Source organism: Nocardia transvalensis (assembly GCF_015477765.1).
Lineage (GTDB): Bacteria > Actinomycetota > Actinomycetes > Mycobacteriales > Mycobacteriaceae > Nocardia > Nocardia transvalensis_A.
In genome coordinates this window covers 16,212-32,662 of sequence record NZ_JADLQQ010000009.1, presented here as the reverse complement: position 1 = coordinate 32,662, position 16,451 = coordinate 16,212, and the positions used below count along the sequence as shown (strand labels likewise).

Annotated in this window: 9 protein-coding genes and 1 pseudogene; 6 read left to right on the top strand and 4 right to left on the bottom strand. The window is 66.6% G+C overall.

The window, feature by feature from the left end; all coding sequences use genetic code 11:
- Nucleotides 1-266: 266 nt before the first annotated feature.
- Complete coding sequence (locus tag IU452_RS39630) at nucleotides 267-959, bottom strand: helix-turn-helix domain-containing protein (RefSeq protein ID WP_416382372.1); 693 nt, start codon at nucleotides 957-959, stop codon at nucleotides 267-269.
- 515 nt (nucleotides 960-1,474) lie between these two features.
- Between IU452_RS39630 and IU452_RS25780 the strand changes: the two genes are divergently transcribed.
- From IU452_RS25780 to IU452_RS38400, 5 genes are read left to right on the top strand one after another with little or no spacing between them, the layout of a single operon-like run.
- Nucleotides 1,475-2,494, top strand: coding sequence for a DUF1702 family protein (locus IU452_RS25780; RefSeq protein ID WP_195111762.1), 1,020 nt, complete (start codon nucleotides 1,475-1,477; stop codon nucleotides 2,492-2,494).
- Complete coding sequence (locus tag IU452_RS25775; protein WP_324192820.1) at nucleotides 2,404-4,479, top strand: CRTAC1 family protein; 2,076 nt, start codon at nucleotides 2,404-2,406, stop codon at nucleotides 4,477-4,479. The genes IU452_RS25780 and IU452_RS25775 overlap by 91 nt, the downstream gene beginning before the upstream one ends.
- Nucleotides 4,476-5,537 carry an enediyne biosynthesis protein gene (locus tag IU452_RS25770; protein ID WP_195111761.1) on the top strand — a complete coding sequence of 354 codons (1,062 nt, stop codon included), beginning with the start codon at nucleotides 4,476-4,478 and terminating at the stop codon, nucleotides 5,535-5,537. The genes IU452_RS25775 and IU452_RS25770 overlap by 4 nt, the downstream gene beginning before the upstream one ends.
- A gap of 4 nt (nucleotides 5,538-5,541) precedes the next feature.
- Nucleotides 5,542-11,391 carry a type I polyketide synthase gene (locus IU452_RS25765; RefSeq protein WP_195111760.1) on the top strand — a complete coding sequence of 1,950 codons (5,850 nt, stop codon included), beginning with the start codon at nucleotides 5,542-5,544 and terminating at the stop codon, nucleotides 11,389-11,391.
- Nucleotides 11,392-11,394: 3 nt separating this feature from the next.
- Nucleotides 11,395-11,955: an acyl-CoA thioesterase gene (locus tag IU452_RS38400; protein WP_324192819.1), complete on the top strand. Its 561-nt coding sequence runs from the start codon at nucleotides 11,395-11,397 to the stop codon at nucleotides 11,953-11,955.
- Nucleotides 11,956-11,976: 21 nt separating this feature from the next.
- On the opposite strand, the pseudogene IU452_RS25760 reads toward IU452_RS38400, so the two are convergent.
- Nucleotides 11,977-12,513: pseudogene (locus IU452_RS25760) on the bottom strand (winged helix-turn-helix transcriptional regulator); the annotation flags it as partial.
- Nucleotides 12,514-12,807: 294 nt separating this feature from the next.
- On the opposite strand from IU452_RS25760, the gene IU452_RS25755 reads away from it, so the two are divergent.
- Nucleotides 12,808-14,415: an MFS transporter gene (locus IU452_RS25755; RefSeq protein WP_195111758.1), complete on the top strand. Its 1,608-nt coding sequence runs from the start codon at nucleotides 12,808-12,810 to the stop codon at nucleotides 14,413-14,415.
- On the opposite strand, the gene IU452_RS25750 is transcribed toward IU452_RS25755, so the two are convergent.
- Nucleotides 14,399-15,319: a homocysteine S-methyltransferase family protein gene (locus IU452_RS25750; RefSeq protein ID WP_195111757.1), complete on the bottom strand. Its 921-nt coding sequence runs from the start codon at nucleotides 15,317-15,319 to the stop codon at nucleotides 14,399-14,401. The two genes, IU452_RS25755 and IU452_RS25750, sit on opposite strands and share 17 nt — an antisense overlap.
- The gene (locus tag IU452_RS25745) at nucleotides 15,316-16,446 is read right to left on the bottom strand and encodes a trans-sulfuration enzyme family protein (protein WP_195111756.1); all 1,131 of its coding nucleotides are present in this window, start codon (nucleotides 16,444-16,446) and stop codon (nucleotides 15,316-15,318) included. Before IU452_RS25745 ends, IU452_RS25750 begins: the two co-directional genes overlap by 4 nt.
- Nucleotides 16,447-16,451: the final 5 nt, after the last annotated feature.

Below are 16,451 nucleotides of genomic sequence, written 5' to 3'. Positions count from 1 at the left end.
GTGTCGAGTTGCTCATGCTGTCGGGGGTGTTGGTGGCCAGAAGGGTTCGTGCGGGCGGCGGTGTCCCGGAGGAGGGCCGCCCGGTTGCAGAGGATCATCGAGAGGGGCAGACGGCCGGCGCGGATGCGGCATGCAATCGTCGCCATAGCGTCCGCGACGGCAGCCTGCGCCGCTGATCACGCAGTTGATCAGGTCCGCGAGGAGTATGTGCGGCCCGTGATTCACGACCTACAACCACTACCTACCTCATAGCGCCCGCCCGCAACTCAACGTCTCGGCAGTGCCAACAGAAAGGGAGGGGTTCGAATCGTTTGTTCTGCCAATATGATTCGGATTTCGAGCGGTTCGCTTCTTCCGAGCTGAACCTCGACACTTCCGATGCGAACATCTCCGGCAACCCGACCATTGGTCTGGCCAACGGCGGGAGAGGCTGAAATCGCTCGGACGAACCATCTCCCCGGTGGGAGTCGATTCAGGGTGAACCTGCCGTTGTTTGCGATGATGAGAGAGGCAGCGGCCGATGACAGCGGATTAGCCGCCGGGCATACACTCACGTACGCGTGACTCACCGGCGTTCCGCTCCGATCGCGGAGCTTTCCGATGAACGAGGGGGTACCGGAATTGCCTTCCCCATCGGCGTGAGATTCGTCCCATCGCAACGGGATCCGCTCGCCTCGAGCGTGACGACGGTACTGGGATGGGCTGAGGCCCACCGCTTCGGTGAACCGAGATGTGAAGGTCCCGTAGCTGAGGTATCCAACCGAGTGTGCTATATCAGAGATGTTCGTCGGCGTGGTCGCCAACAGGTGTTTGCTTCTCGCCAAACGAATAGCGGAGAGAAATCGAACCGGTGAGCATCTGGTTTCAGCTCGAAACCGTCGGACGAAGTAGAACTTGCTGTATCTAGCGACACCGGCAAGCTCGTCGAGCGATATCTGTTGCCCGCAATTATCCCACATGTACTTGATACTGTTTGCGATGTGATCGGACACATCCACCCCCACGTCATAACAATTGGCGACGCCGAGTAATGTCGGCACGGGACGACCATCGTTCGCAACTCAGGAATGTCGCGAACTTTCGCCTCGTATTCAGGTAGCGAACGCCACCGTCACCCTGCGGGCCAGGACGTTCCCCAACCGCCTCGGCACCGTGGCCAAGTAATCTGTGTTTCGTCAAAGGGGGCGCACCTTACTTCGCAGGCGCCGACCCCCGGCAGGCTGCAAGATCAACACTTCATTGGTGAAGCCGCCGGATCCGCAGCGGTGCCTGCAATTTCTCCTCGATATCCCCCTCCCCTCGGGACCCCTGCGCAAGCGAACGCGGCAGTCGACGTCGGCGCCGCTCGCGGAACGGGGCTCAATGACGCTGGTCGAAAGGTTACTTCCATTTGATGAACTGAGCAACGGGGAAGAAGCCACAGCCACCGGTCGGATGCCAACCTTGAGTGAAGATCCACGAGGGAGTGCTAGAGATGGTCTCATCGTTGGGAGGGCTCCGCCGAATGATCTTGACGCCGAATCGGCGTCAGGCGTTGTTGGAGGTCCGCGGCTTCCCCGCTCGCAACCCACAGGCCGCAGCATGCCTGGAGATGGCAGGGGCGACCTTCATCGAAGGATTCGGTATCGGCGCCGAGCGAGCCTCGGCAGCGGAAGCAGCTACCCTCCTTTCCGAAATCGATAGTGCGCGAAGGGGCTTCGCATTCGAAGGGGCAGCCATGGCATTGGCGATCCGAGATGCGCTGCCAGTCGGCCATAGCCACCATGTCGCGGATTTCATCACCGCGGCCGACGAGCATCTCTATATGATTCACGTCGGCGTCGGCTGGGCGCTTGCGCGGCTGCCGCGATGGCTGCACCCATCAGCACTGCAGGGGACGACCGATCCTGTCTTGACCTGGCTGACGCTGGACGGATACGGCTTTCACCAGGCGTACTTCCACACCGATCGCTATGTGTACCAGAAGTATGTTGACCCACACCCACCTGAAGTGTCGGCCTGGCACCCGGAGTATGCGCCGCACGCGATCGATCAGGGGATCGGGCGTGCGCTGTGGTTCGTCACGGGCGCCGATCCCGAACGCGCCAGCACGGTGATAGACGCATTCCCGTCACACCGCCGCGCGGACTTGTACGCCGGACTCGGTTTGGCGGCAACCTACGCCGGCGGCGCCACCGCATCCGAACTCGCCGACCTGGACCGGCGGGCATCGGACCATCGCCGGTGCCTGGCACAGGGCGCGGTGTTCGCCGCCGAGGCGCGCAGGCGCGCAGGCATTGTGCAGCCGACCACCGAGACCGCCGTGCGAATCTTCACCGGATACAGCGTCGTCCAGGCCGCCGAGATCGCCGTTGCTACCCGTCCCGTGGAGCCGGCCATCGACGGCAGGGTCGCCTACGAGGTGTGGCGCGATCGCATTCGGCAGCGATGCCCGGGCGCGGACGCCGACACCCCGACCCCCTCCCCGACGACGATTGCTCAGGCCGAATCATGAACTCCCGCTTAAGAACTCTTGTCCCAGCTCTCGGTGCGGTGGTGTTGTCGGTCTCTGTGTTCCTGATTGCACGGGACCAGGTCACCACCGACGATCCGGCGGCAGTCGCCTCCGATTACAAGCTGGAGTCGATGCCGATCGCGATGCCCCCCGGCTACGAGGCGGTGCCGACGAAGACTGTGCGCGAGGTGAATCCGGCCTACCAGCACATCCGATCGTGGATTTCGTCGGTCGGCGCATCGGTCGCGATCAACGATCTTGTGGGGCACGGGCGCTCCGACGGGATGTGCCTGGTCGACACGCGCACCGACTCGGTGATCGTCACCTACACGCCGACCGCGCAACCGGCCGATCGGTTCTCCCCGTTCGTCCTGAAACCCGAACCGCTGGCCATGGATTCGACGATGGCCCCGATGGGTTGTGCGCCAGGCGATTTCAATAGCGATGGCCGGATGGACCTGCTGGTCTACTACTGGGGACGAACGCCGATCATCTTCCAGCACAAGGGGAATCCGGGCGAGCTGTCGGCTTCGTCCTACACTCCGGTCGAGGTCGTGCCGTCGGCCGCCACCGCGGGGCGCTACAGCGGCGAACTGTGGAACACCAACGCCGTCTCGATCGCGGACTTCGATGGCGACGGCCATCCCGACATCGTCTTCGGAAACTATTTTCCGAACTCTGCCGTGCTCGACCCGGACGGTCATCCCGACGTCGTCATGAACGACTCGATGTCGAATGCGAGAAACGGCGCCGGTGAGCGGGTCTTCCGCTGGAACGGCAACGATCACGCCGGAAACCCGACGTATGTCGAGCAGAAACAAGCGATTCCATATGACGACGCCACGGGCTGGACATTGGCGCTCGCGGCCGGCGATCTCACCGGTGAACTGCTTCCGGAGCTGTACATCGGCAACGACTTCGGCCATGATCATCTGCTCTACAACCAGTCCACGCCGGGCAACATCCGCTTCACTACGGCGACAGGAAACCGCGACTGGACCACCCCCAAATCGTTCGTGCTGGGCAGTGACTCGTTCAAAGGCATGGGTGTCGATTTCGTCGATCTCTATCGACGCGGAAAGTTCGACATGATCGTCAGCAATATCGATACACCCTGGGGACTGCAGGAAAGCAATTTCGTGTGGCGAAACGAGGCGGCCACGCCCGATGCCATGCGCCGAGCACTTGCCGCCGGGCAAGCGGAGTTCTCGCAACAAGCCCAGCAAATGGGACTGGCCTGGACGGGCTGGTGCTGGGACATCAAGGCCGCCGACCTGCGCAACTCGGGAGATCTCGACGTGCTGCAGACCGACGGATTCGTCCAGGGCGACAGGTTCAGCAACCGCTGGGCGTGGCTGCAGGAACTCGCTACGAGCAACGACGTCCTGCTACACGATCCCAAGATGTGGCCGAGGATCACTCCCGGCGACGACCTTTCCGGGCGCGACTCCATGGCTCTGTACGCCAAGGGAAGCGACGGCAAATACGTCGACATCACCCATCGGGTCGGCACCGACGCGAAGATTCCGACGCGGGGTGTGGCCATCGCCGACACCACCGGCACCGGGGCACTCGATTTCGCCGTCGCCCGCCAGTGGGGACCCCCGGCGTTCTTCGCGAACCGGTCGCCGGAGCTTGGCCGTTCGCTGGAATTGCACCTGTATCGACCGGCGCAGTCGTCCGATCGTGCCCAGGGTGGGCCGGTCATCGGGCAGCCCGCATACAACGCGACCGTCACGGTGCGCACCACCGATGGCCGGACCATGGTCAACCAACTCGACGGCGGCAGCGGCCACGGCGGCAAGCGCAGCTTCGACGTTCACTTCGGACTCGGTACCGCAGCCGATCCCGTATCCGCGGAAATCGCTTGGCTCGACAACGCCGGCGTCCGCCACCACCAAACCCTCCGACTGGCACCGGGCACCTACGCGCTGATGCTGACCGACACCGCCACGGAGATCGCTGAGGAGATCACTGCGCCATGACGCCTCTCATCCGCAAACGCAATGGCCATCAGCCCACGGTCCCCTTACCCTCCGGGAACGGCAAGACCTCCGGGAACGGCAAACCCCCCGATGGCCACAAGGGCGGTGCGGCACCGACCACCAAGGATCCGCGGTATCTCGCACTGCGCAACTTCGCGATCTCGATCACCGTGTTGAACATCGTCGGCTACACCCTGCTCGGATTCGAGCAGCCTCCGCTGTGGCCGATTCTGGCGGTGCTGGCGGCCTACGCGACCGATCTGCTCTTCGAGACGATCACCGCGTGGGCACACCGGACCTCGCCCCGGTTTCTGGGGCACGGCATCCGCGGGATCTACGAATTCCTGTTGCCCGCCCACATCACCGGGCTGGCGGTGAATATGCTGCTGTTCGCCAACAACCAGTTCTGGCCGATCCTGTTCGCCGTCATCGTCGCGATCACCGGCAAATACGTGTTCCAGGCCCCCATCGCCGGACGGATGCGGCACTTCATGAACCCGTCCAATCTCGGAATCGTCGCGGCCCTGTTGTGTTTCCCCGCCTGGGTCAGCATCGCGCCACCCTACGAGTTCGGCGAAAACATCAACACGATGTTCCGGATCGCCGTGCCGCTCATCCTGGCCACCGCGGGCACTGTGTTGAATGCCGGTCTCACCCGGCGGATTCCGCTGATCGTGGGCTGGCTCGGCGGTTTCGTCATTCAGGCCATCGTGCGGCACGAACTGTTCGACGTCGCGCTCATCGCCGCCCTCGGCACTATGACCGGCACGGCATTCGTGTTGTTCACCAACTACATGATCACCGACCCCGGCACCACCCCGTTCCCCGCCCGGGCACAGTTCATGTTCGGTGCCGGAGCGGCGACCGTGTACGGACTGCTGATCGCCGTCAATATCGCGTACACGTTGTTCTTCGCCTTGACGATCGTGTGTGCGATCCGCGGCAGCTACGCGTGGATCGCGCACTGGGTGCGCGCGGCCCGGCGCCGGAGGGCCGAACTCGAACCCGCGGAGCCGGTTTCGGTGTTGTCGCCGAGCCCGAGTGTTCAGCGAGCCTGAGCCGATGCCCAGACTGGCGATTGTGGGAATGGCGTGCCGCTTCCCCGATGCGAATAATCCGGCACAGCTGTGGGAGAACGTGCTCGCCGGCCGGAAGGCATTCCGGCCCATTCCGAAAGTCCGGTTGAGCGCGGCCGACTATTACGCCGCGGACCCGGATGCGGCGGACCGCCATTATGCGACGCACGCCGCGCTGCTCGTGGGCTGGGTGTTCGACCGCGCACGATATAGAGTGGCCGCCAACGTCTTTCGCGCCACCGATATCGCTCACTGGCTCGCGCTCGACACGGCCTCGGCTGCTCTGGACGACGCCGGATTCCCCGCCGGGGAAGGCCTGGACCGGGCCGGTGTCGGCGTGATCGTCGGAAACACCCTCACCGGTGATATGACGCGCGCCACCGGTATGCGTCTGCGCTGGCCGTATGTGCGGCGTACCCTGGCCGCCGCACTGCACCGCAAGGGGTGGGCGGCCGAGGATATCGCCGTATTCCTCGACGACTACGAGGCCGACTACAAGGCGCCGTTCCCGGCGATCACCGAGGACAGTCTCGCCGGGGGCTTGGCGAACACGATCGCCGGGCGGATCTGTAACCACTTCGATTTCGGCGGTGGCGGATTCATCGTCGACGGCGCCTGCTCGTCGTCGCTGCTGTCGGTCACACAGGCGTGTGACGCGCTGGCCGCCGGTCACATCGATGCCGCGGTCGTCGGCGGCGTCGATATCTCGATCGACCCGTTCGAACTGGTCGGGTTCGCTAAGACCGGCGCCCTGTCGACCGCGGGTATGCGGGTCTACGACGAACAATCGAACGGTTTCTGGCCCGGTGAGGGCTGCGGCATGATCGTGCTGCTGCGGGAGGACGATGCGATCGCCCGCGGTCTGCGGACCTACGCGACGATCGCCGGGTGGGGCATCTCCTCCGACGGTCGCGGTGGCGTCACCCGTCCCGAGCGCGACGGACACCTTCGCGCCATCGAACGCGCCTATCGGATGGCGGGATTCGGGATCGATTCCGTGGACTATCTCGAGGGCCACGGCACCGGCACGGCGGTCGGTGACCGAACCGAGCTCGAGGCCTTCACCCGTGCCGTGGCCGGACGCGGCGCCGATCGACCACCGGTGGCGATCGGAACGGTCAAGGGCAATATCGGCCACACCAAGGCGGCGGCCGGTATCGCGGCCCTGATCAAGACCACGCTCGCTATTCACCACGGGACCATTCCGCCGATCACCGGAACCGTCCGTCCCCATCCGATATTCGCCGACCCGCAGGGCCGACTCCACCTTCCCACCGCGGCCCTGCCCTGGCCGCACCCCCCGCCGCTTCGGCGGGCCGGTGTCTCGTCGTTGGGTTTCGGCGGCATCAACGCCCATCTCGCGCTGGAAGGCCGCCAGCCGCCCCGGCCGCTGCCGCGCACGCTCGGTGCCCGCCTGGCACACAGCGCGCAGGATGCGGAGTTGCTCGTCTCGTCGGCCGCGACCGCCACCGACCTCGAGGATCGGCTACGGACGGTCGCGGCGCTGGCCGCCCGATGTTCCTTTGCCGAACTCGCGGATCTGTCCGCGGAGCTGATCCGCACCGACGCCGACTCGGCGGTCCGGGCGGCGGTGGTGGCCGCCGACCAGCAGCAGGCCGCGCACCGGCTGACCGAACTCGCCGATGTGCTCGCCGCCGGTGAACGGCATCGATTCGATCCGGCCCGCGGCCAGTTCCTCGGCTCGCACACCGACGCCGATCCGCGTATCGGGCTGATGTTTCCAGGGCAGGGCGCGCCCGGGCGAGGCGACGGCGGTGCACCCGCCCGCAGATTTCCGGCCATCGCGGAGCTGTATCGGCAGGTCGGTGTCCACGCGGGGGGCACCGCCACCGAGAATGCGCAACCTCGGATCGCCACCGCCTCGCTGGCCGGGCTGCGACTGCTCGATGCCGTCGATGTGACCGCGACCGGCTGTGTCGGACACAGCCTGGGCGAGCTGACCGCACTGCACTGGGCGGGGGTATTCGACCAGACCGAATTGGTGCGCATTGCGACGTTCCGTGGGCAGGCGATGAAATGCGCGGCCGAGCCGGGCAGTATGGCGACGATCGAGGCGAGCGCCGAGCGAGTGGCCACGCTGCTACCGGGGAGCCCGGTGGTTATCGCCGGATACAACGGCCCGGCCCACACCGTGGTCGCGGGTCCGGACGAGGCCGTCGACGCCGTGCTCGACGCCGCCCGTGCGGACGGGCTGCGCTGCCGGCCGCTGGCGGTTTCGCATGCGTTCCACTCTCCCTCGATGGCGCCTGCGGCACATGCCTTCGGTCGCTACCTCGACGAGATCGAGATCGGGAAGGTCGAACGGCCCGGCCTCTATTCGACCGTCACCGCAGGCCCTCTCGAGCCCGGCTCCGCCGTCGCCGATCTGCTGGTGCAGCAGGTGCGTGCACCGGTCCGGTTCGCGGCGGCGCTGGCGCAGCTCGCCGAGACCTGCGATCTGCTCATCGAGGTCGGACCGGGCACGACGCTGTCGGCCTTGGCCGCCGACGTATGCCCGGCGGTCCCGGTGGTTGCCATGGACACCGACGGTAGCTCGGTGACCGGAGTGCTGGGCACACTCGCCGCATGCTACGTGCTCGGGGCCCGCCCCGACTTGGGCGCCATCGCCGCCGAGCGGTTCCACCGCAGCATCTCGATCGACAAACGCTTCCTGTTCATCGAAAGCCCCTGCGAACACGAGCCTGCCGACGTGCCCCTGCTCCCGGCTCCGTCGGCGGTTGCCACGCCGTCGAGCACGGACGACCGGCCCGATCCCGAACTGGCGGAAGATCTTTCGTCGTTGGATACGCTGCGCCAACTGATCGCCGCTCGCACCGAATTGCCCCTGGCACACATCACCCCGCAGACCCGCCCGCTGGACGATCTGCACTTGAGCAGCATCACGATCACCCAACTCGTCTCGGATGCGGTACGCAGTCTCGGGGTACCGGCACCGGAACCGACCACCAATGTCGCCACCGCGACGATCGCCGAGCTGGCCGAAGCCATCGACGAATTCGCCGATACCGCCGGCGAGCGGGCATCGGCCGCCGCGCCCGACACGCTCACCGGCGTCGACGTCTGGGTGCGACCGTTCACCGTCGCACTCGAATCCCGGTCGTTACCTCCCAGTGGCCGCGCCGCCGTTGCGGGCCGATGGCAGGTCTTCGCACCGGAGGCCGATCGACTGGCGGCGGCAATCGAGCGGCGGCTCGATGGCGCGAACCTCGGCGACGGCGTGGTGCTGCTGCTCGGTTCACGGGCCCGCGAACCGGAGACGGCCGCTATCGAGCGGATGCTCACCGCGGCACACGCGGCGATAGATCGGCAGGCGCATCTCGTCGTCGTCGACGACGGCCGCGGTCGCGACGCCGCCGCCCTGGCGAAAACCGTGCACCTCGAGGCGCCGACCGTCCGCACGACCGTGGTCCACGCCGCCACCGGATCGGCGCCGCAGCACATCGCCGACCGGCTGTGCGACGATATCGCCGCCACCACCACCTTCCGCGAGGTCGTTTACACCTCGGACGGCGACCGAGCCGAACCCGTCCTGCGCGAGCTGGCACTCGACCCGGCCGGTCTTCCCCTCGACGCCGGTGACGTCGTCGTCGTGACCGGCGGGGTGCGTGGCATCACCATCGAATGCGCGGCCGCACTGGCGCGGCAGACCGGCTGCGCGCTGGCGGTGCTGGCCCGCAGCACCCTCGACGATCCCGATGTCACTGCGACGATGACCCGATTGCGCGAATCCGGTGTCACCGCACGGTATTACAGGGCCGATGTGACCGAGCCGCGACCGGTGGCCGACGCCGTGGCGGAGATTCGGCGCGACCTGGGTGCCATTACGGGCATTTTGCACGGCGCCGGGGTCAACGTCCCCACCCCGATCGGGTCACTCACCCCCGGCGACGTCGGGCGGACCCTCGCCCCCAAGGTCGACGGCCTGGACAACCTGCTCGCCGCGGTCGAGGCTGCCGAACTGCGTCTGGTCGTGGGCTTCGGCAGCATCATCGGACGGGCCGGTCTGCGCGGCGAGGCCCACTATGCGATCGCCAACGACTGGTTGCGCTCCCGCATCGACGACCTCGCCGCGGATTTCACGCACTGCCGGTGCCTGACCATCGAATGGTCAGTGTGGTCCGGGACCGGCATGGGCGAACGGCTCGGCGTACTGGATTCGCTGATCCGCGACGGTATCGAGCCGATCCCCACCGATGCCGGTGTCGAGATCATGCTGGATCTGCTGCGTGCGCGGGACTGCCCGACCAGTGTCGTCGTCCTCGGGCGCACCACGGGCTTGCCGACCGTTCGATTCGACGACGTCGAACTGCCGCTGCTGCGCTTCCTGGAGCGGCCGCTGCTGCACATCCCCGGCATCGAATTGATCGCCGACGCCGACGTTTCGGCGGCCACCGACCCGTATCTCGGCGACCACCTCTTCTCCGGCGACGCACTGTTCCCGGCCGTGATGGGGATGGAAGCGATGGCACACGCGGCGGCGGCGCTGTTCGGTGAACCTCGGCCGGTGGATCTGGTCGACCTCGAATTTCGCCGACCGATCGTCGTGGCATCGGACGCCGGAGCGACGATCAGACTCGCCGCACTCCGAAGCGGTGACACCGTGCGAGTCGCAATCCGGTCCAGTACCACTGCATTCCAGACCGATCACTTTCGCGGCACGTGCCGACGCGCTCGACAGGACGACACCGCACCCCCGCTCCCACCCGAGCCGCTGCGACGAGTGGCCGAGTTCGCCGACGCCGCCACCACTGTCGATGCCGGCTTGGGCATGCCGATCGACACCGACTTCTACGACCGGATCATGTTCCACGGGCCGATGTTTCGCGCGGTGCAGGACTACCGGCACATCTCCGCCCGGCGGTGCGTGGCGCGCATCCGGGTCGGCGACGGCCGATGGTTCTCCCCGCTGCTACCGAACGGACTCCTCCTGGCCGACCCGGCGGCCCGAGACGCATTCATGCACGCCATCCAGGTCTGCGTCCCCGATTCGACGCTGCTGCCGTCGAAAGTGGCACGCATCGCGTGGTTCCCGGTGTCCCCCGACGCGCGGACCGTCACGCTGACCGCCCTGGAACGGTCCCACGACCGAGCCACCTATGTGTACGACATCATCGTCCGCGACGAGCACGGCGATCCGGTCGCGGTGTGGGAGGCGCTCGAACTCACCGCGGTGGCACCGATTGCTGGATTCGACGGATGGACTCCGGAACTGCTGGGCCCCCACCTACAGCGGCGTCTGGACGATCTGCTGCTCCGCCCCGTACAACTGGCGATCGTGCGTGACCGGCCACCCACATTCGGTGTGGGACCGGGCAACGGCGGGGCGGGCCGCCGCGACACCAGTCGACGTGCGCTGACCGCCGCACTCGGACATGCCTCGACGATCCGCTACCGGCCCGATGGCCGTCCCGAGACGGCGGACGAGTACATCAGCTTCTCGCATGCTGCCGGTCTCACCCTCGTCGTCGCCGGGGAGTGCCCACTCGGCTGCGATCTCGAACCCGTCCAGGAGCGCCCGGCTGCACACTGGAACGACCTGCTGGGAGCCTCGGGGGTCGCGCTCGCGGAGATGTGCAGCCGGGTCGCGGGTGAACCGTTCGCCACCGCCGCGACCCGCGTGTGGAGTGCTCGCGAGGCCGTGATCAAGCTCGGTGTCACGGTGACCGGACCCCGACTCACAGTGGACATCGACACCACGAGCGACGGCTGGCTGGCTTTCCGGCACGGCACCGCGGTCGTCTGGTCGTTCGCCACCGTCCTGGCTGCGCCGACTCCGAACCTGCCGGTCGTGTTCTCGGTGGCCGAGAAAGGTTGACACGTGCGCGCTTACGAAATGTCCCACACCGTCGGACTGGAAGAGACCAACCTTGTCGGCAACGTCTACTTCGTGCACTACTTCCGCTGGCAAGGACGATGTCGAGAGATGTTCCTGCTGGAGCACGCGTCCGACGTCCTCGAGGAACTGCACCGCGACCTCAAGCTGTTCACGATCAAGTGCGACTGTGAGTACTTCGCGGAACTGACCGCGTTCCGGCGGCTCGTCATTCGCATGACGCTGGTCGACCTCACCCAGACCCAGATCGAATTCGAATTCGCCTATCTCGAGATCGAGGACAACACCGGGGCGGAACGCCTGGTCGCCCGCGGCCGCCAGCGCGTGGCGTGCATGCGCGACAACGGATCCCAGGTGGAACCGACCCGGGTGCCGGAAAGTCTCCGGCGGGCCCTCGAACCCTACGAGACGACGCGGTCAGGACATGTCGACGGCCTCGGCGTTCGTGGCCTGCGCACCGGGCGCGCCAGAGGTGAGCTCGAGGTCGAGCAATCGCAGACAACGCGACAGAGAATTGGTGTCACCGGTGATCACCACCCGGCCTGACAACACCGCGTCGAGGACGGCGATCTGCTCGGTTCCGATCCGGATGAAGGTCTCCGGGTCGGCGGTGACCACCAGGGCGGGCTCGTTCGGTGCGGGGCCCCCGACGACCCGTGCGGTGCGGTTCTCGCAGCACACATGGAACACTTCGTCGCCGATACGGAACTCGTACGACTCGTCGGCCTCGGGCTCCGGTCCGACGGCGATCATCGCCTCCAGCGCCAATCGTGCCCATTCGGCACGCACCAGCCCGTCTCCCTCGTACGAGGCGATATGCGACAGGCCCCACGACGCCAGCCCGAGGACCACCGGCCGGAGCGCCTCGCCGCTGGGCGTCAGCCGGTACTGGACGCCCCGGCCGTCGCCGGAGACGGGCTCGCGCTGGATCACTCCCTGTTCGGTGAGCATCTGCAGCCGCGCGGCGAGCAAATTGGGGCCGATCCCGACCAATGTCTCATCGAGGAGCTGGTTGTATCGCTTCGGGCCGGTCAGAAGGTCGCGGATGATCAGCAGAGTCCACCGCTCGCCGACGATGTCGAGCGCTGCCGCGACAGCGCACATCTGCGCATATCGCTTCGTTCCCATGTGGGCACCTCGGAGGTCGTGTTCAGGACAGCTGTTAGCTACATAGATACATGGTAATCGCTTCACGCCGCTACCTGCGCAAGCAACCAACCGGAACTAGGGCGTGCCGATAGCCGGTTTCCGCCGAGCAATCGGCGAAATGGCAGACCCGACCGGCCGGTCGCCGCGTTGGCACCGGCGACGGCTCTTTGTTTGCCACACGAAGGACAACACTATTTCGAGTTATAGTGTTCCACCTCGAGGCAGGCTGTAACCAGGGGGACAGACTCCATGACATCCGCTGCCGAAATCGCACCCGAATCGCACCGGCACCCGCTCGCATTCCGGCTGGGTCTCGTCCTCACCGTGGCCGGTGCCGCCCTGCATGTTCCGATGTTCCTGCATGCCCGCGACATGCACTACCGCCTGGCGGGTATGGCGATGACCCAGGAAATGCTGTTGGGCATGCTGCTGCTGCTCGCCGGAGTCGGCTTGGCCTTCTACGGGCTGCTGCGCGGCGGACCCGCGATACCTCGGCGATCGGAGCGAATAAGCATCAGGCCGCTCGACGACGCGCCCCTGCGCCCGGCACATATCGTGCTTCTGCTGGTGCTCGCCGCCGCGGTCACCATCGATGTGATGAAGCCGGTTTCGCTGGCATTCACCGCACCGGGCGCGGCCGCGGAATACGGATTGCAGGGGCCGTTGAATCCCACCGCGGACGCCCTGCCGATCGCCTTGTATCCGCTCTCGGGTATCACCGGCACCATGATCGGCGCCTTCCTCTGGGGCTGGCTGGGCGACCGCGTCGGCCGTCGGTCGTCGATCCTGCTCGCGGCGGTCGTGTTCATCGCAACCTCCACCTGCGGTGCGATGCCGAGCTACTGGCTCAACCTCCTCATGTGCTTCGCCATGGGGCTCGGCGTCGGCGGGATGCTGCCCATCACCTTCGCGCTGCTGTGCGAAACCGTTCCGCGGCGGCACCGGGGCTGGATGATGATCCTCACCGGCAGCGACATCGCCGGTGCGTACATCATCGTCAGCTGGTTGGCGTCCACCTGGGCGTCGCCGGACCACTTCGGTTGGCGGCTGCTGTGGCTGATCGGCCTACCGACCGGGGTGCTGCTGCTCGTGCTGAATCGGTGGATCCCGGAGTCCCCGCGATTTCTGCTGATGAACGGCCGCACCGAGGAGGCGGCCGCGGTGATGCGCCGCTACGGCGCCGCCATCGTCGAGTCGGCCCCCGAACCGATCGTCGAGAAAAAGGTTCGGAACAGCTCGTGGCAACTGGCCCGCCCGCCGTTTCTCGGGTTGTCGGCCGCCGTGGCACTGCTCGCCCTCAGCGTCGGCACGACCCAATACGGCTTTCAACAATGGATGCCGTCCAACCTGCAACGGCTCGGCTTGTCGGGAGTGGATGCCAGCGCAATCCTCCGCAATGCCGCCATCATCGGATTTCCCCTGAGTCTGCCCGTCGCCCTGCTGTACGGATTATGGAGCAGCAAGAAGACGGTGCTGTTGGTGACCGTTCTGATGGGTGCGTCGCTGAGTGCATTCGTCCTGCTCGGCGACCGAGTCGTCGACAATCACGCGGTGCTCTACGTGCTGCTGGTCATTCCGATCTGGGGTATCAATATCCTGAACGCCGTGCTGGCCGCGTATACCGCGGAGGTCTACCCCACCGCGATACGGGCGCGCGGCAGCGGGTTTTCCGCCGGAGTGACGAAAGCCGGTGGCGTGCTGATCCTCGCCGCCGCGGTCGCCGCGATCACGGCGCCCTCGATTCGAACGACCGCCGCGCTCGGCATGCTGCCGATGGCGCTCGCGGTGTGTGCACTGGCGACCTACGGGCCGGAGACCGGTCGGCAGAGCCTCGAACAGATCACCGCCGACCGCTGATCGACCCGCTCAGCAGCCGATTCGCCGCCGCAAGATGGGCAGGCGAGGTACCGCAGCATCCGCCGATGATGTCCAAGCCGTAGTCCGCACGCCATCGGAAGACCAGTTCGGCGAACTCGTCCGGCCCCAGCGCCGCCGGCAGGGCCCGATCGACATGCTCATAGGGCGGCAGACCGGTCCGGTCCTCGATATTCGGATACGCCCCGATCAGCCCCGCCCGACCACGGCACAGTGCTCGCATCGCCACCTCGGTGCCCGTCGGTGAGGTGCAATTGACCAGTACGGCCTCGGCGCCGTCGCGCTGCACCGCGTGCACAGCACCGGTCAGGGGCTCCCCCGACAGCAGCATTCCGTCCTCCGCACAGACGAACGACACCCATGCCCGGCCGCCCGCGGTGAGCACCTGCTCCAGGGCGATCCGGGCCTCCCTGATCGTGTTCATCGTCTCGATCAGAAACAGCTCCACCCCGGCCCGGGACAGCTCGCGGACCAGCCAACCGTGCTCGGCCCGCAGTTCGTCGTCCGGCGGCACCGCATCCGGTCGGTAACAGTCCTCGACGTGCCCGATCGAACCCGCGATCCACGCATCCGGGACACGTGCCTCCCTGCGAGCGGCATCGGCCACGCCGATGGCCGCGTGCACCATCCAGGCCCGGCCCGCGTCGTCGAGCCGGGTGCCGCGAAGCGTACGCAGATTGGCCCGGAAGGTGTTGGCCGTGATGACCCGTGCGCCGGCAGCGAGATACGCCTCGTGGACCGACTGAAGGATTCGCCGGTTCGCCTCGGTGAGCAGGGCACGGGTGGCCCACCACGGCGACTGCACCGACAGCCCGGCGCGCTGCAATTCGGTCGCGATGCCGCCGTCGAGCAGCAGGACCTCTTCGGAGGCAATGGAATTGCTCATCGGTCTCCCTCCAGCGCGTTGGCCAGATCCGCCACGAGATCGGCCGGATCCTCGATGCCGACCGAGAGCCGAATCAGATCGTCGGTGATGCCGGACGCGAGCCTGACCGCGCGCGGCATCGGGCGGTGCGTCATCAAGGCCGGACATTCGATCAGCGAGCGCACGCCGCCGAGACTCACCGCGCAGGCGAACAATTGCGTTCTCGCCAGCAGCTTTTCCGGATCGTCGCGGTAGCGGAAGCTGACGATCGAGCCTGGGCCGCTCATCTGCTGACCGGCCAAGGTGTGCCTCGGATGGGACGGCAACCCGGGGTGGATCACCTCGAGGACGGCCGACGAATCGCACAGCGCCTCGGCGATCGAGCGCGCGGTGGCGTTCTGGCGCGCCACCCGCAGGGACAGGGTCTTGAGTCCGCGATGCACCAGATAGCAGTCCAGCCCGCCGGGTACGGCACCGGTCACCGTCCGATGCTCGACGAATCGGGCGTGCAACGCCTCGTCGTCGCAAACCAGCGCGCCGCCGAGCACATCGGCATGACCCGCGATGAATTTGGTTGTGCTGTACAGGCTTACATCCGCACCGAGCTCGAGGGGACGCTGCAGAGCCGGACTCGCGAACGTGTTGTCGACCACCACCACCGCGCCGCGGGCGTGGCCCCGCCGACTCACCTCGGCCAGATCCGTGATTTTCAGCAGCGGATTGCTCGGAGTCTCCACCCATACCATTGCGACGTCGCTTGCCAGGGCCTGCCGCAGCTGCGCTGGATCGGCGAGATCTGCGTAATCGACCCGGATCCCATATCGGCTCAACGTGGCGAACAGGGCATAGGTGCCGCCGTAGACGTCCGCGGAGGACACCAGTCGCTGCCCGGGCTCCAGAATCGACAGCGCCGCCGCCGCGGCGGCCTGCCCGGAGGAGAAGACCGCGCAGAACCGCGCGTCCTCCAGCGCGGCCAAACACTCTTCCAACGCCGCCCGCGTGGGATTCTCGCCTCTGGTATAGAACAGGCGCGGTGGATCCTGCGCGAAGCGGTCGTAGGTGGTCGTGACATGGATCGGCGGCACGATATCGCCGGTGCCCGGTGTCGGCCGCTGTCCGCTGTGCACCAGCCTGGTGTCGAATCGCATGTCGA